Annotated in this window: 15 protein-coding genes and 1 tRNA gene; 4 read left to right on the top strand and 12 right to left on the bottom strand. The window is 46.1% G+C overall.

Annotated elements, in window-relative coordinates:
- Positions 1-509: 509 nt before the first annotated feature.
- A complete protein-coding gene (locus JMA39_RS05380) occupies positions 510-1556 on the bottom strand; it encodes a porin (protein WP_202720786.1) in 1047 nt (348 codons plus the stop codon).
- A gap of 382 nt (positions 1557-1938) precedes the next feature.
- Here JMA39_RS05380 and tcdA point away from each other — a divergent pair, with 382 nt between their 5' ends.
- Both tcdA and JMA39_RS05370 read left to right on the top strand, forming a co-directional pair.
- A complete protein-coding gene (gene tcdA, locus JMA39_RS05375) occupies positions 1939-2760 on the top strand; it encodes a tRNA cyclic N6-threonylcarbamoyladenosine(37) synthase TcdA (RefSeq protein WP_237732616.1) in 822 nt (273 codons plus the stop codon).
- 195 nt (positions 2761-2955) lie between these two features.
- Positions 2956-3573, top strand: a complete 618-nt coding sequence (locus JMA39_RS05370; protein WP_202720785.1) for a superinfection exclusion B family protein — start codon at positions 2956-2958, stop codon at positions 3571-3573.
- Positions 3574-3647: 74 nt separating this feature from the next.
- Here JMA39_RS05370 and JMA39_RS05365 read toward each other — a convergent pair whose 3' ends face one another.
- On the bottom strand, positions 3648-3782 hold the full coding sequence (locus JMA39_RS05365; RefSeq protein WP_012153859.1) for a DUF3149 domain-containing protein: 135 nt from the start codon (positions 3780-3782) through the stop codon (positions 3648-3650).
- 330 nt (positions 3783-4112) lie between these two features.
- Between JMA39_RS05365 and JMA39_RS05360 the strand changes: the two genes are divergently transcribed.
- Positions 4113-4197, top strand: a tRNA-Leu gene (locus JMA39_RS05360).
- 201 nt (positions 4198-4398) lie between these two features.
- Here the strand turns inward: JMA39_RS05360 and JMA39_RS05355 are convergent.
- The 10 genes from JMA39_RS05355 to JMA39_RS05310 all read right to left on the bottom strand — a co-directional run bounded on the left by JMA39_RS05355 (position 4399) and on the right by JMA39_RS05310 (position 15959).
- Complete coding sequence (locus JMA39_RS05355) at positions 4399-5517, bottom strand: site-2 protease family protein (protein WP_373316311.1); 1119 nt, start codon at positions 5515-5517, stop codon at positions 4399-4401.
- 102 nt (positions 5518-5619) lie between these two features.
- A complete protein-coding gene (locus tag JMA39_RS05350; RefSeq protein ID WP_202720783.1) occupies positions 5620-7284 on the bottom strand; it encodes a DUF342 domain-containing protein in 1665 nt (554 codons plus the stop codon).
- 163 nt (positions 7285-7447) lie between these two features.
- On the bottom strand, positions 7448-8473 hold the full coding sequence (locus JMA39_RS05345) for a class I SAM-dependent methyltransferase (protein ID WP_202720782.1): 1026 nt from the start codon (positions 8471-8473) through the stop codon (positions 7448-7450).
- A 174-nt stretch (positions 8474-8647) separates the two neighbouring features.
- Positions 8648-9952 carry an alkaline phosphatase gene (locus tag JMA39_RS05340; protein ID WP_202720781.1) on the bottom strand — a complete coding sequence of 435 codons (1305 nt, stop codon included), beginning with the start codon at positions 9950-9952 and terminating at the stop codon, positions 8648-8650.
- A gap of 14 nt (positions 9953-9966) precedes the next feature.
- On the bottom strand, positions 9967-10920 hold the full coding sequence (gshB, locus tag JMA39_RS05335) for a glutathione synthase (protein WP_202720780.1): 954 nt from the start codon (positions 10918-10920) through the stop codon (positions 9967-9969).
- 120 nt (positions 10921-11040) lie between these two features.
- Positions 11041-11772, bottom strand: a complete 732-nt coding sequence (gene rsmE / locus JMA39_RS05330; RefSeq protein ID WP_202720779.1) for a 16S rRNA (uracil(1498)-N(3))-methyltransferase — start codon at positions 11770-11772, stop codon at positions 11041-11043.
- A 13-nt stretch (positions 11773-11785) separates the two neighbouring features.
- Positions 11786-12529: an endonuclease gene (locus tag JMA39_RS05325; RefSeq protein ID WP_202720778.1), complete on the bottom strand. Its 744-nt coding sequence runs from the start codon at positions 12527-12529 to the stop codon at positions 11786-11788.
- Between the two features lie 152 nt (positions 12530-12681).
- Positions 12682-13266, bottom strand: a complete 585-nt coding sequence (locus tag JMA39_RS05320) for a SprT family zinc-dependent metalloprotease (protein ID WP_202720777.1) — start codon at positions 13264-13266, stop codon at positions 12682-12684.
- A gap of 230 nt (positions 13267-13496) precedes the next feature.
- On the bottom strand, positions 13497-14657 hold the full coding sequence (locus JMA39_RS05315) for a C15 family peptidase (protein WP_202720776.1): 1161 nt from the start codon (positions 14655-14657) through the stop codon (positions 13497-13499).
- A gap of 390 nt (positions 14658-15047) precedes the next feature.
- Positions 15048-15959 (bottom strand): LysR family transcriptional regulator, encoded by a 912-nt coding sequence (locus JMA39_RS05310; protein WP_202720775.1) that lies wholly within the window; start codon positions 15957-15959, stop codon positions 15048-15050.
- 122 nt (positions 15960-16081) lie between these two features.
- Here JMA39_RS05310 and JMA39_RS05305 point away from each other — a divergent pair, with 122 nt between their 5' ends.
- Positions 16082-20635, top strand: coding sequence for an ATP-binding protein (locus JMA39_RS05305; RefSeq protein WP_202720774.1), 4554 nt, complete (start codon positions 16082-16084; stop codon positions 20633-20635).
- The last annotated feature ends 39 nt before the right edge of the window (positions 20636-20674 follow it).

The raw sequence follows: 20674 nt of genomic DNA, 5'->3' as shown, positions 1-20674 counted from the left end.
TCCTAGCCCATAACAATTGTGGGGCTAAATATTACAGTTTTATGGATTTGAAATTGTGGACTAGATCATGTTTTCAAGGGTCAAGCATATGATTGCTACTTTTTTGTGACGTTTGGGGAGGTTTGGTTGTTTATTTGGTAACTTCTATGGAAATAAATACTTAAATGTATCCCTATAGGAGTATTCATCAAGGCTGACTTTAAATTATTTGTAGCTTTTTTAGCGTTAATTGAAGTCAGAAAGCGCTGTTTTTTCGTAATATTTTGTGTTTGAAAATTAACCAGTGGTGGGGTTGAGGTAAAAAAACACTAGAAACGCTCAAATGTTATATTTATGTTATTGGAAGCCTTGTGGTTAAAGCTATTAAATTACAGATTGAAATAAAAGTCCTATAAATAGAAAAGGCAGCTTAAGCTGCCTTTTTAGGGATCTAAACTTCTCTCTTATTTGCCTCAGTTGACTAAGTCTGTCGAGTCAGTCTGTCGAGTAATTAAGAGGAGTAGGTTAGATTAGAAGTCGAAACGCATACCAAGAGTGAAGATATCATCACCTAGATCTTGTGTCGCACCAGCTAGTTTGATGTCACCGTCGTACTTAGTGTAGTGACCGTATACTAATGTGTTTTTGCTTAGACGGTAGTCAGCACCCACGCTGAACTGCTGTAGATCAACATCGCTTACAGTTTCTAGAGTGCCACTGTCAACGCTACCTACATAGCGGCTAACATACTTACCAAGACCTGAATCGTCGCTACCGTACATGGCTTTAAGCTTTAGGTTACCCATAACGTATGCAGCGTTTACGAAGTAAGTGTTACCTTCAAGGTTGGCGTACTTGCTGTCTACGTGCTCACTGTTCTGGTAGAAACCACCTAAGATAACTTGGCCTAGTTTAACTTGAGCCACACCACGGTAAGCTTTAACATTTTCGATACCATCGTTATAGGCTGCAGAAACATAGTAGTTCTGTGCTTTTAAGCCCTTGTCACCAACAGTTGCGCTTAGTGCATACATGTTGTCTGCTGCGCTAGCTTGATCGTAGTTATCATCCATTAAATAGGTTGCATTTAATGTCACTAGATCGGCGATCTTTGGCGAGTAGTAAGTGAAACCATCTGCGCTACGAGCTTGGCCTGCAGCTAATAGATCGATATCTGAGTTAGTGTTACCGAAAAGATCGAAACCACCTTCAGAAGCTTTAAATACAGTGTCGTTACGACCCACTAGGATAGTACCAGCAGTCGCAGACTTAAGACCTAGGAAGGTGTTACGTGCAGAGAAAGTGTTGCCTGAGTTGTCGAAGTTGCTAACACCAAACTCCATCTGATAAACAACTTCAAGATCGCTGTTGATCGCTTCAGTACCTTTCACACCCAACCAAGAGAAGTTGTTTTCAATGACTGTACCTGATTTTTGGTTTTGAGTAGCAATACCCAAGTCAGAGTTAGTGATGGCTAGATCAGCACGACCATAGAAATTTGGGCCATCAGCAAGAGCTGTAAAAGAGGTGGCGGCTAGTGCTGAAATGATGGTGGCGGACAGAACAGTTTTTTTCATTTTTATCTTCCTGTAGCGAATTGCTATTTTAGTTTGCAGGCTATCAATATTCGTCAGCCCTACGTTACGGACTAACAAGAGTGAAGCTGTATTTGTCGGCCGAGATTCTTGCACGGAATGGGAACTTTCGATTGTGACGCGTGTCACGTTTAGTGTAAATTCCGTGATAATGATCATGTGTATTTACTATTGCGAAACATTGATTCTGACTATGCTTAACAGCTGGTACAATTCAGGTGTCTAGTTATTGGTTTTATTGGTTTTTGTTTACAAATGTTACTGCGGTGGTGTTTATTTTTTTAGAGTTTTCTTCGCTTTTAAGATAAAATCTAGATTCGTTTTCGCTTTCTATATTTTTAGACTTTTTACATTGAGCATCATTTTGAATAATCACACCTTGTCAGACGCTTACTTGAATCGCTTCGCAGGTATAGGCCGTTTATATGGTCAACATGCTTTAAGCTTTTTTGCACAGGCCCATGTGGTCGTTGTAGGGATCGGTGGCGTTGGTACATGGGTTGCTGAGTCTTTGGCAAGAAGTGGTATCGGACAGATCACCCTTATCGATCTGGACGATATCTGTGTGACCAACACCAATAGACAGGCTCATGCGTTAAAAGACACCATAGGTGAGTCTAAGGTCGAGGTGATGGCAAAGCGACTTAGAATGATAAACCCTGAGTGTATTGTCAATGAGGTCGAAGACTTCATTACGCCAGAAAACTTATCTGAATATTTTCAGGGTAAAAAGCAGGGCGGAAACATAGATTATGTGGTCGACTGTATTGATGCAGTTAAGGCCAAGACGGCTTTAATTGCTTGGTGTAAGCGTCAAAAGCTGCCCATTGTTACCGTGGGCGGTGCAGGCGGTCAGATGGATCCGACTCAAGTACAGGTTGCGGACTTGGCTAAGACTTACCAAGATCCATTACTGGCTAAGGTGCGTAACCAGTTAAGACGGGAATATAACTTTTCTAAGAATGTAGCCCGCCGCTTCTCAATCGAGGCAGTATTCTCTACTGAGCAACTGGTTTACCCACAAGCCGATGGCACAGTATGCAGTACTAAGGCAACGGCTGAAGGCAGTATGAGAATGGATTGCGCTTCCGGATTTGGAGCTGTCACAGTGGTAACCGGCACCTTTGGTTTTGTTGCGACGAGTCGAGTATTGACCAAGCTTGCTGCTAAGGCGAATGCTAAATAAAGCCTTTAACAGACTTAAGTTGGAAATAATAACAACTGCTCAGTGCTGTAGAGGCGTCCATAGGACGCCTTTTTTATTATCTATTTATTTTATATCACCTTTAACTTAGTAAATTAACTAACTATTAGTGTAAATACTGGCACTATTATTGCTTTTAAATATACCAGGAACAGAATTCTGACACTGGGTACGGCTATGCAAAAAGTGGGTTTCAATACAGCTTCTTTTAAAATGATTTCTCCTAAAAAGTTGGTTTTTACAACCATGCTATGGCTTACGCTCGCATCGGCGGCACTGCTATTTGCTCCACAACCGCTGCTAGCTTCGTTGAGTCTGGCTGAATTGTCACAAAATCATGCTCACTTTATTGGCTTAGGCTTGATCATTGGTGCTGCTTATTTATTGACACTACTGCTGAACTATTTTCTCGATGAGGCGATTAGTTACTTCAGTGATAAACGTTCTGTTGAGGTGATCGAGGAGAAGGTTAAGTTGCTCGATCCAATGGAGCGCGCCTTGCTACGAGAGTTTTTCCTGCAGGGGCAAACAATATTGACACTGCCGGAGCAAGAGACGGCTGTGAAGAGTTTGCTGCAGGCAGGAATTTTAGAGCATTTAGGTAATCAGAAGCATTATGCGATTCAAGGTTCTACCGCAGACTTTAAGATTTCAATGCGTGCCCGAGTCCACCTAAATCGTCAGGTATTACGCTTTCCTGTTGGCGATCCTAGCCCTGAAGATATGAAAAACCTGATCAAGGCGCGTCCGCACTTTGTTAGTAATCTTGTCGCCCCGAGAAAACATGCCGCCTAATTTGGCGGCTGGCAAAGAAATTAGGCAAAAAAAGGGGGGCGAATAGCCCCCTGCATTAGAAAGATTGTCGAAAACTAATTTTCGGGATCCGCAGACTTGGTATAGAACATCCACATCAGATAGGAGATGATGCCAATTGTACTAAAGATAACGATCATCGAGAGCAATCCTATCGGGTTGCCAAACATCAAATCTAACCAGAATGCCATTTGCGAAATCCTCTTTCTTTTTCTTAGTTCCCGTTAACCATACGCCGCCCTCACAGTTTACTTTTTGATCTCAGTCAAAAATTCATCCTGTTATTAATAAAATGGGTGTTTGATGTTAATCAATATGCTGTAGATCATCTTTTACTAATTTTTGTTGGATGGAGTCGTACGGGCCCTTGCCTAGAGAGTGAGCGTATAAACAGTGTTGAGACTGAAAATTGCTCACTTGATAAAAACCTTGCCTCAAAGTACTTGCCATTCATCTGCTGGTAGGTATAATTCCGTTCACTCACTGAGGTCGAGAAGATTTCTTTGAGTATTATTGATAATGCCTGAGTGGTGGAATTGGTAGACACGTCGGATTCAAAATCCGATTTCGAAAGAAGTGACGGTTCAAGTCCGTCCTCAGGTACCATTATCAACAAAGCAACCTGCCATCGAGCAGGTTTTTTTATGCCTGAAATTTGCCTCCTATATTTGATATCTATATTTGATACCTTTCTTAAGCCTGATTATTGCGGTCAAAATTTCGTAAATAAAAGCATTCTCTTAAGCTAGGTTTTAAGTGATAAGAAAAAACCGACATAACGTCGGTTTTTTATTCGGAACTTGCTGGTTAGCTCTTTAGGATCTCTAACGGTAGCGCTAGCATTTCATCGCCACTGCCAGCAAAGTACCAGATGATACCGATAAGGGCGCCAACGGTTAAGAAGTACCAGACCGCAGAGAAAATCTGGCCATATCTATCCAGTGGTAGCAGGTGGCTCTGATGACGGGTTTTCCACTCAAACACAATCTCCGCACTGCCGATAAGCAGTAAGAAGCCAAGTAGGGCTAAACCGAGAGAGTAGCTGATGTAAACACCGACCGCAGCGCCAAGAATACAGGCGACTAATCCCATCATGCTGTTCATTGAAAAGCTGATGCTCTTAAGAATATGCCCGCCATCAAGCGGCAGGATTGGCAGCAGGTTAAATAGGTTAAGCAGCGCATTAAAGGTCGCTAAACCGGCAAAGAAAATATTGCCAGTGATCCAGTAGGCGACAAGTGAAACTAGCGACATTAATAGACCAAAAGTCGGTCCCATAATGGAGATCACCACATCTTGCCAGCGGGTATTTATCTTCTCATCACTTAAAGCGAGGCCGCCCATAAACGGAATTAGGTAGATGCCTTTGGTTTTCATTCCAAAGTATTTCATTGCACGAATATGGCCATACTCATGGAAGACAAGACAGGCAATCAGTGCCAATGCAAACTGGAATGAAAATAACCAAGAGTATGCAGCAACACTGGCGCCAGCGAGAAGCACCTTAATCACCTTGGCGCTTTTCAGTAACTTAAAGCCTAGTGATGCGAGACCGACGACACTAAACTGTCTTTTTTCCGGGATTGGCGTAGTCGGTGTTTGACGTTCAATATCTTTAGTCGTGCGCTGACCCGTTGTTACCACCTCATCGTCTTTTAGTAGGCGATAATCAATGATAAAGGGTTGCCACTGTAGGTCGGTTTCAAGGGTTATTTTGATTGTCTGCAACGGCACAGACTCGCCATCGGTGGCAAGCGCTGGATCTTGAGCCGACAATTCAAAATTATGGCTCTTAAGTCCTTCATTATCTGGGCTAGCTTGAATAACAGAGACTAGGCTATCGCCCCAAAATAGCTGCTGCCATCCCGCAAGGGAGCCCTCTAGGCGTAGCGGTTTTCCAAGGCAGTCGATCTTCAATAATTCCACATCATGTCTCAAAGGAGAAAAGTGGTCTAATTATGCCGTGGATTTACAGCTTAAGGAAAGTCGAAAGCGGCCGAACTTTCCTGAGTAGGTAATAATTAACCGCTAATGACTGTAATCGAAGCTTATTTCTTGGTTTTTGTTCCTAATATGGCAGGGACCATGTTCTCTTTGGGTGCGTTGAAACGCGGTTCCTATATGGATCTCAACATTAGAGAAGACGTGTTTGAGAGCATCGATGCAATAGTGTTTGTAGTAACCATCAATTTCTAGCTTTAATGCCTCGTACTCAAGCTCCTCTTGGGTTCTGACTGTGCTAGTGCGGCGTTTTTCGTCAAGCATGACTCTTACTTGTTCGACCATCATGGCGTCACCTTGCCACTGCTCTTTAGGGGGCAGCTTTCTAAGCTGAGCCTCGATATTTAGACCTGCAACAACCATAGATTTAATGCTGTGATCCAGTTGCTTGAGTTGTTGCTTTAACTCTGTAAGCTCCATGGCGCAGAACAGCTCTGTTTTGGTATCGGCGGTAGCGCCGATGGCAACGGCCTTAATTCCTTTGCAAGCCTCAGCCCTGCCGCCAACGAGATCGCCACGGCGGGCGCTAGCATCACTTACGAGCAATTGTTGTTGAGTTTGCGTATGACTGTGCAGAAGTTGCTTGGTGACTAAGATATTGCCTGTTGCTTTAAGCTCGGAATATTGCACGAATTGAGCGCTGATCTGACCTTGAGCGGTTAACTTAGTCGACAAACTTAAGTCTTTGAGTTGGCGGCCAATGACCCCTTTACTGACGGTGATATCGCCTTTGGCTTCTAAGGTCGCTGAATCGACAAAGCCCATCACGGTTATATCACCAAGGCTTTTAACCACCATACCTTCGCCCACATCGCCAGTGATCAACACACTACCTTTAAAATCGACATGGCCATAGCCTACATCGACGTTCTTTATCTGCAATACATCATCGACCTGCATTCCCGATGGCGTTTCAACGGGTTGACCTGCCACGGTAGCGATAAGTTGGTTAGGGTCATGTGGGCTAAACTCGGTACCGTTGCCAGCGGTGAACTTAACATCTTTACCTGGCTTGGCAATAAGCTTTTCGCCATAGACGTTGTAGCCATCAACACCTAAGGTTGCAGGGTGCTTTACAATGAGCAGGTTACCGGGCTTGACCATGATAACAGCTCCGAGATTACGCATATCGACGGTGCCATCACTATTTGCTTGAGGTTGTAATAAGCGCTCTCTGGCGAGGGAAACTTTTCGCTCTAGTTTTGCCGGTGCACCATTCACAGCGGCTCGACCATTAGCGATGACGCAGTGACACTTTGCACCGGGTGAAAGGGTAGCAAACTCGGCTAACAAGGCTTCAATTTTTGCCTTGCTAAGCCCCATACTAATGCGTTGTAGCTTTAGGTTTTGCAGCACATCTCTAAGGCCTAGGTCTTTACCTCCGAAGGCCGCAGTCAATGTCATGCTGGCCTGCATTTTATCGCTGGAGACATCGAAACTTATTTCGGCGTCACGCCTCTCGCCTATTTCAAAAAATAGCTCAGTTTTGCCTTCATCTTTTGGGTGCAACTGATTAACTTGAATGACAGCTTGGGTGATGACAGCATTTAATGGCCGCAGACAAGAGAAGTCTGGCAGCGCCAAAAGCTGTAGGAGAGCATCCTCTGTGATCGGCCCATTGAGATTGGGGACGATTCTTAATTCGGCTTTTTGGTTATCTTGACTAAACTCAATGAGCTCTGGGCGTAACATAATAAACCCCATCGTTTTTTTATTATTTTTATTTGCTCATCGAGTATAACCATATAAAAGCCTGGTTAAAAAGTGTCAGTGATAAAATGTGTGAATCTAGGGCGTGAGGTAAGAGCTCTATGGCATGATTGAGATCATGCCATAGAGCTAATTTTTACGGGAATTATTTTACGTTGGAATAAATCTTGTACTTATTGTTTTCTGCAGCGACAGTCACCGAACCGAAGTTGTCGGCAATGGTGTCGGAATAGGGCAGGTGACGATTAGCCACTATATGGAATATACCGCCCGATTTAAGATTCGCGGCGCTATCTTTGACGAAATTGGTGGCAATGTTAGTAGTGCTAGCAAGGCCATCATGAAACGGTGGGTTAGAGATAATACCGTCATAGCGTTGAGAGGTTTGTGCTAGACCATCTGATGCAAAAATATTGGCCTTAAACCCGTTTGCTTCTAAAGTTAACTCGCAAGAGGCTAGTGCCATGGCATTGATATCGACACAATCAAACTTTAGTTCCGGCTGAGCCTTAAGTAGAGCGGCTGTGATTACGCCAGCCCCACAGCCAAAGTCGAGTACATTGCCACGCATCTTGGGTAGGTTTGCCAGCAATAGCTCTGTGCCTTCATCGAGCTTTTTCTCACTAAACACACCCACTAAATTACAGATAGTCACCTGTCCCTGAGGGGTATCGAGCTGATAGCGATTTATCCAGTCAGTTAGTTTTAATATCGGAGCCGGAGCGTTGAGCTCGCTAGTAAATACGATGCAGTGACGAGCATTATCGACTTTAAATGCTTTATCAAAATAGCCAGGGAGCTGCTTAGGTAGGGATTTAATTCCGCCCTTATTTTCTCCTACAACGATAAGTTGACCTTGAGGTTTAAGGTGCTTAGCAGCGAGATTAAACAGATAAGGTGCTAGCGCTTTTGCTTTTGGAAAGTAGACGATGACACTATCAAAACACTCGTCAGTTGGCAGCTGATGACCAAAGTACAGAGTTAAATCAGCACAGGCATAGGGCTGCATCATCAAATGGTGATGATAGTCTAATGCTAATCCACAGACATTGCTGGCGGTATCTAACAACGCTTTTGGCAGGTGATCACTTTCATAATTGAGTACCAATACCGATTGGTCTTTGACTAAATCAGAGTTTCTAAGGAGGACTTGCGAAGCGTTGGTTAGCATGTGTATTCAAGGTCGGCTTTTAATTGACTGCAATTATACCGTAACCGCTTGGGAATGCGAGTTTGATGCTAGTTATCTATGACGACTATGTTTGATGCTCGTTATGTACGCCAAGTCGGCATAAAAAAGGCCGCGCTGAACTTTTCATGGCGGCCTTTATGTCGGGGCGTTAGACTAATTCGCCCTAGGTAGTAGGCTTATCATCTTCTCTGCGATATCGGTATTGTCTTGGTTACCTTTAAACAGATCCGCCGCTGGACCTGCGGCAAAAACTTGTACATCACCACCTGTGTGGCCACTGGTGGTCCAGCCAGTAAAGCTGCGGTTATCGATAAGTTGTTTCAGTCCTGTTTCCAAAGCTGTTTTCCCCTGCATGCGTGCATTGCTAAGACGCTGCAATTCATCAGCTTTTGGCTCGAAACCTAGTTGTTGAATAAGAAGTGGCTGCCAATCATCAACAGCGATAGCTTGCTCGGCGATACTCGCTGGGCTTGCTTGGATCCCCTTGAGCAGGGCCGTATCCCAAGCGTATTCACCATTGGCTCCAATAGATAAGCCGCCAGTATTATGGTCCGCGGTCACCACCATTAAGGTGTCAGGGTTGGCGCGCACGTATTGCTCTACCACTTCGATGGCATTGGCAAAGCCGTGCATCTCTGCCATGGCTGTGGCGACATCGTTATTGTGACCAGCCCAATCGATAAGGCTGCCCTCAACCAATAACACAAAACCATTTGGATTTTGTGACAGGAGCTCTAGGGCTTTTTGAGTTAACAGGCTTAATTGAGTCGAGTCTTGTAGATCGATAACCCAAGGCAATTGCACCTCGGCGAACAGACCTAAGGCTTTACCTTGAGTCAAGCTATCAAGCTGCTCTAGCTGATTAATATGCTGGTAGCCTTTGGCTGTAAACTGCTTAAGCAGACCCTCTGGAAAGTACTTCTGCCCACCGCCAAGGATCACGTCGGCACCAGAGCTTAAATAGCTCTGAGCTATCTCATCGTAGTTGCGACGGCTTTCGTTATGAGCCAAGAAAGCGGCTGGAGTGGCATGATTGACTTGAGCGGTGACTGCTACGCCTGTCGCCATGCCACGCTCTTGAGCTATCTGCATGATGGTGGGCAGTGGACGCTTGTCCACATCGACCGAGATGGCACCGTTATAACTTTTGACACCCGTTGCTAGCGCCGTTGCTGATGCAGCTGAGTCGGTCACATAGCCACTCTGCCTAGCTGGATAAGTTGATGCCATGCCGACTAGCAGACGGTCAAATACCGTTTGTTCAATCTCTTCGGTATCGGGGTTATCTTGGTAGTAACGATAAGCACTGGTGTAAGCTGGGCCCATACCGTCACCGATCATGATAATTATATTCTTAGGGCGCGAGGGCGCGTCATGAATATCGACATTGGCCAATACCGTTTGGGGTAACAACACAAGGGCACAAAGTGCCCAAGTTAATGTTCTCTTTAAGTTCATGCCGGATCCTTTGGCTAAGCTGACTTGTTGATACGCTTTTCGATGGCATCCATGAGCATGCCCGTGATATCCACGTCGAAGGCTGCTTCAATCTCTTTGATACAGGTTGGGCTGGTAACGTTAATCTCAGTAAGTTTGTCACCAATCACATCTAGGCCGACAAAGATAAGTCCGCGCTTTTTAAGCTCTGGGCCAATAGTGCGAGCGATGTGCCAATCTGACTCAGATAACGGCTGTGCCACACCTCTCCCTCCGGCGGCGAGGTTACCACGGGTTTCGCCCTTTTGTGGAATACGCGCCAAAGAGTAGGGCACAGGTTCACCGTCGACCACTAAGATGCGCTTGTCACCGGCGGTGATATCGGGAATAAAGGCTTGTGCCATCGCATAGCGTTGTCCGTACTCGGTTAAGGTTTCGATAATCACGCCTGTATTGGGATCGCCAGCCTTCATTCTGAAAATCAGTGTGCCGCCCATACCATCGAGTGGCTTAAGAATGATATCGCCCTTAGCTTGATGAAAGGCTCGAATGCGTTGCTCATCGCGGGTGACGATGGTTTCAGGGGTAAATTCAGCGAACCAAGCGGTGAACAGCTTTTCGTTAGCATCGCGCAGGCTCTGAGGTTTGTTGACGATAAGCACGCCTTGCTCTTCTGCACGCTCAAGCATATAGGTCGCGTAGATAAACTCAGTATCGAACGGCGGATCCTTGCGCATTAAGATCACGTCCAAGTCGGCAAGAGGAGTATCGATAGCTTCTTCAAGTTGATACCACTGCTGTGGGTCGTTCTTTACCGTTAGGGCGCGCATGGTCGCCATCGCTTGGCCGTTGACCAAGGCTAGATCGCTCATCTCCATGTAGAAAAGCTGGTAACCACGGGACTGAGCAGCCATTAACATAGCAAAGCTAGAATCTTTCTTGATGTTGATGCCGCTGATGGGGTCCATCACGATGCCGAGTTTAATCATGGAGCGTTTTCCTTGTCTTAATATTCGTTTCTAGGGTAAACATGGGGGCGAGTAGGGCCGATTTCTAGTTTATAAGAGATAAACCTTAACTCGGCCTTATTCTTAAATGTTTATCCACATTTAACCAATGTCGCCAAACTTGAGTTGCAGTGCGCTGATGGTCGTGAGTGCGGCAGTTTCTGTGCGCAGCACTCGTGGTCCAAGTAGCACGTCGGTAAATTGGTGTTCTTCTGTCATGGCGATTTCAGGTGCAGATAATCCGCCTTCTGGGCCGATCACTAATCTTACTCTGTTATTAGGCAGGGTTAGGCCATTGACGCCATGAGAAGCTCTTGGGTGCAGGTTGAGTTTAACTGCATCAGATGCTTCGGCGCACCAATCGGCGAGCTGCATCGCTGGGCGGACAACGGGTACCACGCTACGGCCAGATTGTTCGCAGGCGCTGATAACAATCTTCTGCCATTGCTGAATCTTCTTCTCTAAACGCTCACCGCTTAGCTTAACGCCGCAGCGCTCAGAAAACAGCGGTGTAATGGTATTGACCCCAAGTTCGACCGATTTTTGAATGGTAAAATCCATTCTATCGCCGCGAGAGATCACCTGACCTAGGTGTAAGTTCAGCGGTGACTCGCTATTATTGGCCTCGCAAGTCAGCACTTTAACTTCGACATTCTTCTTGCTGGCGCTCACTATCTCGGCTAAGTAATCATTACCATCGCCATTGAACAGGCTCACCTGTTCGCCGACAGACATTCTAAGGACACGTCCAACATGGCCTGCAGCTTCATCATCTAAAGCAACGGATTGGCCGATAGTTAGTGATGATTCTTGATAAATTCTTGGCACTCTCATGATGTTACAAGCCTTATTCTGCGTATGTTTTCGAGTCATTCAAGCGCTCACACTGAGCAAGTACAAACTCATTATGGTTGCCTTGAACTTTGGCAATCTCTCGATCGCGTCGACACTCAATAGTATCAACTGGGTACATTTTATCCCATGCCTTAAATAACTTTAATTGGCCCTTGGCTATTTTCAATCCATAGGTCTTCTGCATATAAAAATAGGTGCGAGCAATTTGGCCACGGGTATGGGCTGGAGGCTGAACCTTGCGACCCTTAAAGTCGACGCTCACTTGGCATTGACCGTATTGCGTGGGTTTGGCGTTCCACTGGCTAAAGCGATAGTTGCTGCGATCGCCATTAACCTCACCAATTGCAGGCACTAAGTTGTGAAGATCAGATTCCATTTTCTTAAATGTGCGGTCTTTACGGCCACAATTTTTGCGTCCACCTTCTTGCCAACATAATAGCTGGTGGCCAAACTCCCATGCTGGTACCACATGTTCCCACTCTATCCGCGATGCGCGTACTTTTTGCTTACGTATTTCATAGCCGCAGGTATCAAGTTCTGGGATCCACTTTTTACCTTTAACTGTGATATCACAGCCACAGTAAAAGCTGGTTTGAGGAAGGTGGCTGAGATAGATCTTACGGACATTTTTTTTCGCTTGGTTAAAGCTTTTTGCATGGCCTGTTGAAGCATAAGTTATTTGGGGTAATAGCCACAAAAGGCCGAGCGCTACAGTGAGCACTTTTATAAATGACATCTAGAAAATCCCTAAAAAATATCGAAGTAACGAAAGATTTTTTTATTTGGGCGCGATTGTAAGTGAGCCGCTGTTTTGTCGCAATGCAAGATTTACCGCAATGCTAGCGATGACAAGCTGTAGAGTAGAAAAGCACTTCAACAGCCGTGGCACTACCTAGGTGGGATGCGAGGCTCAGCGCGGAGTTGTTGCCCACATCTGCGACAACGGTATTGGGTTTCACCTCGTATCACCTTGTTATGACGGCGGATGCTGAGCTTAATCGGCCCACATTGACAGCGATATTCGAAGGTCTTTCCCTCGACAGCGCGGGTGTCGAAACTATGAGTCGTACGTGGCACTCGCCCATACAGAGATTGCATTAACGATTGCCACTCTCGGCCATGGGGTTTTACTCGGCCATAGAGTTGAAAGGCCAGTAGATGACAGATCTCATGGGGGATAACATCGTCTAAGAAGGCTTGCTGGTTATCATTTAGCAGTTTGGGATTAAAGCGCAGTTTATTTAATTGCAGATGTGCTGTGCCTGCGCTTTTGCCCCGCAGCATAAAGCCTATCTCCGGCCTCGGAAAGCATCTGCCGAGTTTCGATTCTGCAATTTGGTAGCAATGTTCGACCTGCAGCGCCATTTGCTGATGCAATGGGTCTTGGAAGGTGACAACTGGGTGAGCCTTTAGCATCGATTGTGGTGACGGTGCATTTTGTAAGGCTCTGAAAGGATTAAGCGATTTGAACATTGACTCTCACTACTCACTCGCACTACGGGGATTGAAATCATCGGGCTCAACAGTATTGAGCGCTGCCATTTTAACCGAGAGCGCCGATACAGGCCAGTGTTACGCTTATTCAGCACAACATCTGACATCTTGTAGTGTGAGTGTTATAACTCGAGTTCTAGTGCCCGTTAATGCTACTCACTCGCTTAGATAACAATGACGCTAAGCGGGTGAGATCAGCCTTGTCACGATTAAAGTGTGCCTGCGGCCGCGACCACCATGTCTCGCACTTGAGTAACGATTTTACTCTCTGTTTTGGCATCATAGGCGGCGATACGCGGAGTGTGGATATGCCCTACAGGAATGCTGCTATTAAATTGCTGCTGTAGCAAGATGGCGCGATAGGAGATCTCGTTCGACAGGTAACCGCCGCCGGAGCCCTCTACCGATGTAGCGCTCTGTAGTTGTGCCAGCGAGCTGGCTTGAAACTCACCGCGCTCTAGCGTCGAAACTGTGTGGTTATCATTAACTTTCCACGGACCCGTTACCGTTTGCATTGCCGTTATTGGTAGCGAGAACTCAACAAATTCAGGGCCATTTAAATTGCCGCCATTGAATTTAGGCGCAATCGGTGTCTGTTTGCTTGCGCCCGTTAGTACATTGAGGTTATCGGGAGCGGCGGCGCTGCGGTTACGGCTTGGAAAGCGTTCGATGTCAAAATCATCACGGCCCATACTGACGGTAAAGATCATGTCTACGCCATTGTCACGATAGATTGGTGTGAGTAGAGATTCAATCATGCCCTCATCAAAATCAGCAAAGCGCACCGGGATCATTACGGTTTCAATCTGTGCTTGTTTACCATCGACCTTAAAACGGTAGCCATCAAGCGCCAGTGCTGCCAGCCCCGATGGATTACTCTGATCGATATTGCGGTCGAGAAAGAAAGGGTCGAAACCAGTGAGTAGGATTTTTATCTGAGCGTCATTTTTAAAGTCGAGGTCGCTAAAACCTCGTGATGACTTCTCAACGGCTTTAATCAAGATATCTTGCTGCCAAGAAGCGATATTGAAGTCTGGTTTCTGGATCTTGAGCAATGCTCGCATCGCCAAGCGGTTCCAATACAGAGAGCGATCATCCAAATGACCCGACTGCACATCTCTCACCGCCTGTTGCCATAATCTAAGCCCTTGATGAGCCACCATCTGGGTGACCTTTAACTCGTCTGAGTGCTGGTTATATTTTTCGCCTAAGCTACTTACAAAGGCTTGATAGCGCGAGACCACTTGCGGCATGGCTTGAGTTGCCGTTGCTAAGCGAGCTTCCTCTACGTCGAGTGTTGCGAAGGCACTCAAGGGCAGGGTGAGCGCAGCTAAGGCGCCAAGAAGTCGTGCTGAGCGGTGTTTATTCATTGCCAGTTCCTTTCTTATTATTGTTACAGCGCAAGCTTGTCCGTTTGTGGCTTTACTCTTGAGTCGTTAGTGCGATTAGGCTGCTATTTTATCTTGCTGCTCAAGGTATGCGCGCCCCAGTATGCACCACAATAAATATCATTAAAAGATATGCGAGCGGGACTCTGCTGACTTACAGGGGCGACATCTCTAGATGCTTGAATTATGTGGCTGTAGCTTGGCTAAGCTATATCTAGGCCAGCCATAATACTGAATTGGTATTATGGCTGTAATCGAGTCGATAGCGGCTGTGGCAGAGATGCGTGTCTAATTAAAGGTGAAAGGGCGTCATAGCTTAGAGGTCAAAGCTTACCTATTAGAGTCCGCTTAGATGGAGACTCTGATAATGGGTTACATCATCAATGACTGTAGCGACTCTTGGTTAGTGAAACGCTTGTGGAAGAAGTCCAAGAAGGCGCTGATATTGGTGGCAAGCTGCCTGCGGCTTGAGTACACCCCATATACCTTAAAGGCTTCCATTGGCCACTCCTGTAAGATAGGGACCAGTGAGCCGCTAGCCAGCTCATTCTTACAGACTGAGTTTGACAACATAGCAATACCAAAATCATCCATAGCGAGCTGCTTGACCATCACGGCACTATTAACTCGTACCTTACGCTGAAAGTTAACCATGGTTTTTCTGGTGCCTTTCCCTAAGGGCCAAATAGGCGCCGAGCGCGAGGTACCTAACAAGATGCCACTGTGATCGGCCAAGTCTTGCGGTGTGGCAGGTGTTCCGTGAATTTTTAAGTAACCAGGGCTGGCGACTAAAATCGGCTGGCGCTCAAACAGTAACCTAGCGACCAAATCAGACGATTGCAGGGGACCGTACTTAATGGCGATATCGTAACCTTCACCAACAAGGCCAACATCGCTATCGGTAAATTGCACGTCCAGTTCAACATTGGGGTAGAGGCGTAGAAAGCCGCTACATAGTGTCGCGATTAACTCTTGGCTGAAAGAGACGGGAATAGCGATACGCAGCTGGCCTGAAACGTCATTATGGGTATTTTCCACCGTGGCTTTGGCAGCCTCGATTTCATCGCTTATACTGGAGCAGTGTTGAAAAAATAGCGCGCCTACCTGAGTCAGGCTCAGATTACGGGTATCTCGCTGCAATAGTCGCACGCCAAGCTGTTCTTCTAGCTGGGCAACCTTGCGGCTAATCGTTGATTTTGGCATGCCTATTTCACGGGCAGCTTGAGAGAAACCTTTGGCTCTAACTACCGCCGCAAAGAGCATCATACCGTTTAAATCAGGCATGTTATCTCCACTGTCTCAAATATGGAACAAAGCGTCTAATGCAGTTTAATAGCAATTGACGGTATAACAAAGTTATATTTACGGGCTAAAAATTTCAGAGGCTAAAAGCAGAGGATCTTTCGATGACCAGCAAAAATCAGCCCGCTAACATGACTCAAGTGCAAACTGCCGATCCGCTTTTTCTAAAAGCAGAGCAGTTAGCCAAAGACTTTTCATTGTTTCCTGAGCACAGTAAGCAAACGCTTTCAGAAGAGATTAAAGGTCTTTTAGACGATGATGCGATTCAAGCTAATCTTAAAGACTTGGCGCAGTTAGACGTTGATGGTTATGTCACTAAGGTGATTCAACCGACCCAAGATAAAAATCGTCCAGGTGCGAAGCGCATCATTGCCGATCTTAAAGGCAAGCTTATTACCGAAACCCATATCGGCCCTTTTTATAGTGCAGAGATCGAACTGAATTTTGGATCACGTACTCGCCGTATCGGTTTTGTAGCGCAAGAGCGCACAACGGCAAATGGCGCGTGGATGCCTGAGCATCACATTGCTTGCTGTAAAGCGATTCGCCACTTCGCTGAACTGTCTATGCCGATTGTTTACCTTATCGACACCCCAGGTGCCGATGCGGGTGAAATCGCCAACAGCCAGAACCAAGCACACTCAATTTCAAAAGCGATTGCCGAGAGCGCGAACGTTGACGTACCAACTGTTGGTATCGTTATCGGTGCGGGCTATTCAGGCGGCGCGATTCCACTTGCTGCTGCAAACATCCTGTTGTCGCTACGTGATGGTATTTTTAACACCATTCAGCCACAGGGTTTACAGAGCATTGCGCGTAAGTACAACTTGTCTTGGCAAGAATGTGCGAAATCTGTAGGTGTATCGCCAGAAGAGCTTTATACCTCTGGTTGCATCGACGGTATCATCGATTTCTCTCCATCGGACAGAGATGAGCGTCAACATAACCTGCGCCGTGCAATCATCAGCAGCATCGAAGCAGTAGAGAAAGCAGCGGTCAACTTTGTTAGTGAGTCAGAAGACTTACGTGAGCATTACGATCGCAGTCTAGCGCGTTTCCTAAACCCATCTAAGAGTCTAGAAGCGTTAGAGCTTAATGCAGAATTGGCGGTTGCTAACAACCCAACCATGCATTTAAATCTATTTGGTAGTGCTTACCGCTATTTGCGTTACTTAACGCTGCGTAGTCGTATTCACTCTATCTCATTAGAACAGTATGGTCGCCTATCTAAGGTGAGCGTACCAGAAGGTGACTTACTCGCACGTATTCAGCAAGAGCAAGACCGTGTATTCCAATCTTGGTTATCAAGCCCTGATAAACTGGTTTATGACGAAGAGCTGAACAAGCTTTGGGGTAACTTCATTGCTAAGCGTGATGATGTATCTACTGAGCGCAACATGCTAACACGTTTGATTTTGGGTGAACCAAAAGAGAACTACAAGAAGGCCCGTAAGGCGCTGATCTTCAACATTAGTTGGTCGCTATACCATCGCTGGAAAGGCAACGCAGAGAACAACTTCAAAGGCCTTATCCATTACCTTGAGACACTGCCATCTGAAGTGACTCAGGCTGATTGGCCTGAGCTGAATAAGCTAACTGTGTTAGATGTGATTGTTCATGATGAACTTCGTGAAGACTTCATCTGGCAATGCCATAACATCTTGGTATTCAACGCTCTTTACGACAACGTAGTGGGTAATCTTGCATCAATCGCTAAAGAAGCCATGATGTCTAAGAGCTTGTCACGCAACTCAGTCGACAACTTGCTACATGATTCGATTGACCGTGCGCTGTCGACACAAAACGTTGCCAATGATAAGAACAAGTTCTACAAGTGGCTTAAGTACTTTATGTCACAGTCAAATCGCGCCGAGCTACTGACTCGTACTGAGCAGTGGAAGAGTGTTGGTTTCCCACAGTTGAACGACAGTTTATTCGTTATCTTGACCTACTTCTTCGAACGTTTGCTACCTGAGTATTTCGATAGCGAAGAAGAGAGCGGTGAATACACAGGTGCAATTAACCCTGTGCGTATCGGTCGTCGTAAAGACTTCTGGAACCGTTTGACCATGGGCTATCAAGACTTGCTGATCCAGAAAGTGCTTCGCGATGAAAAGCGTGCAGGCAAAATGGGTTGGGAAGCGATTATCGCTAAGTTCTTCACCGATTTTGAAGAGATTGATGGTGACAAGATTTCGGCTAACTTGCTGAACTTCCCTGGCTTCCGTTTATCTATCGAAGATGCATTGGACAAGGGCATTCGCCCATGTGGTTTAATCACAGGTCTTGCAGATTTTGAGCAAAACGGCCAGCCAATGCGCGTGGGTGTTGCGGTATCAAATACGGCATTCCAAGCCGGTGCATTCGATATGGCGGCTGCTGAGAAATTCAGTGCGCTATTGATTGAGTGTGCTAAGCGTAAGCTACCGGTGATCTGTTTTATCAGCTCTGGTGGTATGCAGACTAAAGAAGGTGCCGCGGCGCTATTCTCAATGGCTGTGGTAAACGACCGTATTACTCGCTTTATTCGTGATAACGAACTGCCAGTATTGATGTTCGGTTACGGCGACTGTACCGGTGGTGCACAGGCAAGTTTTGTGACTCACCCACTTGTGCAAACTTATTACCTATCAGGTACTAATATGCCGTTTGCGGGTCAGATGGTTGTTCCTGCATACCTGCCATCGACTTCGACTCTGTCTAACTATCTATCGAAAGTACCAGGTGCGATGAACGCCTTGGTTACCAACCCATTTAGTGAGACGATTGACGATCAACTACAGAGCATCGATCCATTGATGCCAAAGCCAACGGCTAAGATTGTTGATGTGATTTCGAGTGCGGTATCGACACTGGTACCAGAGCGTTTAATCGCTGAAGAAGAGATTGTTCAAGACGACCCGCGTCAGTTGATGAAACCAATTGAGAAGGTACTGGTTCACGCTCGTGGTTGTACTGCGGTTAAGCTTATCCGTAAGGCTCATGACAATAATATCAAGGTGGTATTGGTTGCATCAGACCCAGATATGACCTCTGTACCTGCAGATATGCTAAAAGACAACGACAAGCTAGTTTGTATCGGTGGTAACACTTCAGATGAAAGTTACCTAAATGCCTACTCGGTACTAAAAGTTGCTGAGTACGAAAATGTCGACGCATTGCACCCTGGTATCGGTTTCCTATCGGAAAGCCCACAGTTTGCGGCACTTTGTGTCAACAACGGCGTTAACTTCGTCGGCCCAAGTGTACACAGCATGACGACCATGGGTAACAAGTCGAACGCGATTAAGACGTCACAATCTCAAAACGTTCCAGTTGTACCAGGTAGTCACGGTATTTTGACCAACGCAGAGCAAGCGGTAAATGTTGCTAGCGAAATCGGCTACCCAGTGCTGCTTAAAGCGGTACAAGGTGGTGGCGGTAAAGGTATTCAGGTTGTAGAGCGTCCTGGCGACATGATCTCCTTGTTCCAGAAGACCTCTACTGAAGCGGCTGCAGCATTTGGTAACGGTGACCTATACCTAGAGAAGTATGTGACTTCACTACGTCATATCGAAGTTCAGTTACTTCGTGACCAGTTTGGTAACACTAAGGTTCTGGGTCTTCGTGACTGTTCTGTACAGCGTAACAACCAGAAAGTGGTTGAGGAATCTGGCTCAACCATGCTGCCAGATGAGCTTAAGCAGAAGGTGATGGAATACACCCGTGCATTGGGTGATGCCACAGATTATATGGGCGCGGGTACCGTTGAATTTATCTATAACTTAGACGCTAACGAAGTCTACTTTATGGAGATGAACACCCGTCTACAGGTTGAGCATCCAGTAACAGAAGCCACTTCAGGCATCGATATCGTAAGCGCAGGTTTTGATATCGCAGCGGGTCGTTCAATTGCAGAGCTTGAGCCGCAAGAGATTGGTTATGCGATGGAAGTGCGTGTGACGGCAGAGAAAGCTGCACTTGATAGCAACGGTGTTCTACAGTTGCTACCGCATCCAGGTTTAATCACTGAATACCAGATGCCTGAGCGTGATGATATCGAGATCATCTCAATTGCAGGTGAAGGTAAAGAGGTTTCTCCTTACTATGATAGCTTGATTGCACAGATTATCTGTCGTGGTGAGAGCCGTGAAGATGTGATCACTAAGCTACATGACTACCTAGCAAATCAAGTCGTGATTAAGGGCATCGCGACTAACATTCCATTGTTAACGCGTATCCTTAAAGATGGCACCTTCAACGAAGGCGTATACGACACCAACTATCTGCCACGCTTTATGGCAGAGTTAGATGTGCCAGAGCTGATTGCTGAGATGGAAGCTGCGGCTGAAACCGTAGGTGTCGATACTGCATCACTTCGTGTTGGTGAGAGTAACGAGCTTAAGGTTATGGCACAGGGTGCTGGTATCTTCTATACCTCTCCAGCTCCTGGTGAAGCAGACTTCGTTAAGGAAGGTGACATTGTTACTGTAGATCAGACTTTGGCGCTTACCGAAGCGATGAAGATGTTCTCACAGGTAACACTAGCTGGCTTTAACCGTAAGAATGCAGTGCTCTACCCTGAAGATCAGCAGTATCGTATCGAGCGTATTCTTAACGGTAATGGACAGCAGGTTTCTCAAGGTGAATTACTCTTCGTTGTATCACCCGTTGCCTAATGGCTTAGACGCTCCGTTATCGGCTTACTCTTAACGATA

The organism is Shewanella schlegeliana (assembly GCF_016765635.1).
GTDB lineage: Bacteria > Pseudomonadota > Gammaproteobacteria > Enterobacterales > Shewanellaceae > Shewanella > Shewanella schlegeliana.
Note: the sequence above shows the minus strand (reverse complement) of the source record. Positions and strands in the feature narration are given on the sequence as shown.

Excerpts from the sequence above, each read along its gene's own strand:
- JMA39_RS05380 (WP_202720786.1), bottom strand. The coding sequence starts at position 1,556 with ATGAAAAAAACTGTTCTGTCCGCCACCATCATTTCAGCACTAGCCGCC.
- JMA39_RS05370 (WP_202720785.1), top strand. The coding sequence starts at position 2,956 with ATGCAAAAAGTGGGTTTCAATACAGCTTCTTTTAAAATGATTTCTCCT.
- JMA39_RS05365 (WP_012153859.1), bottom strand. The coding sequence starts at position 3,782 with ATGGCATTCTGGTTAGATTTGATGTTTGGCAACCCGATAGGATTGCTC.
- JMA39_RS05350 (WP_202720783.1), bottom strand. The coding sequence starts at position 7,284 with ATGTTACGCCCAGAGCTCATTGAGTTTAGTCAAGATAACCAAAAAGCC.
- JMA39_RS05345 (WP_202720782.1), bottom strand. The coding sequence starts at position 8,473 with ATGCTAACCAACGCTTCGCAAGTCCTCCTTAGAAACTCTGATTTAGTC.
- JMA39_RS05340 (WP_202720781.1), bottom strand. The coding sequence starts at position 9,952 with ATGAACTTAAAGAGAACATTAACTTGGGCACTTTGTGCCCTTGTGTTG.
- gshB (WP_202720780.1), bottom strand. The coding sequence starts at position 10,920 with ATGATTAAACTCGGCATCGTGATGGACCCCATCAGCGGCATCAACATC.
- rsmE (WP_202720779.1), bottom strand. The coding sequence starts at position 11,772 with ATGAGAGTGCCAAGAATTTATCAAGAATCATCACTAACTATCGGCCAA.
- JMA39_RS05325 (WP_202720778.1), bottom strand. The coding sequence starts at position 12,529 with ATGTCATTTATAAAAGTGCTCACTGTAGCGCTCGGCCTTTTGTGGCTA.
- JMA39_RS05320 (WP_202720777.1), bottom strand. The coding sequence starts at position 13,266 with ATGTTCAAATCGCTTAATCCTTTCAGAGCCTTACAAAATGCACCGTCA.
- JMA39_RS05315 (WP_202720776.1), bottom strand. The coding sequence starts at position 14,657 with ATGAATAAACACCGCTCAGCACGACTTCTTGGCGCCTTAGCTGCGCTC.
- JMA39_RS05310 (WP_202720775.1), bottom strand. The coding sequence starts at position 15,959 with ATGCCTGATTTAAACGGTATGATGCTCTTTGCGGCGGTAGTTAGAGCC.
- JMA39_RS05305 (WP_202720774.1), top strand. The coding sequence starts at position 16,082 with ATGACCAGCAAAAATCAGCCCGCTAACATGACTCAAGTGCAAACTGCC.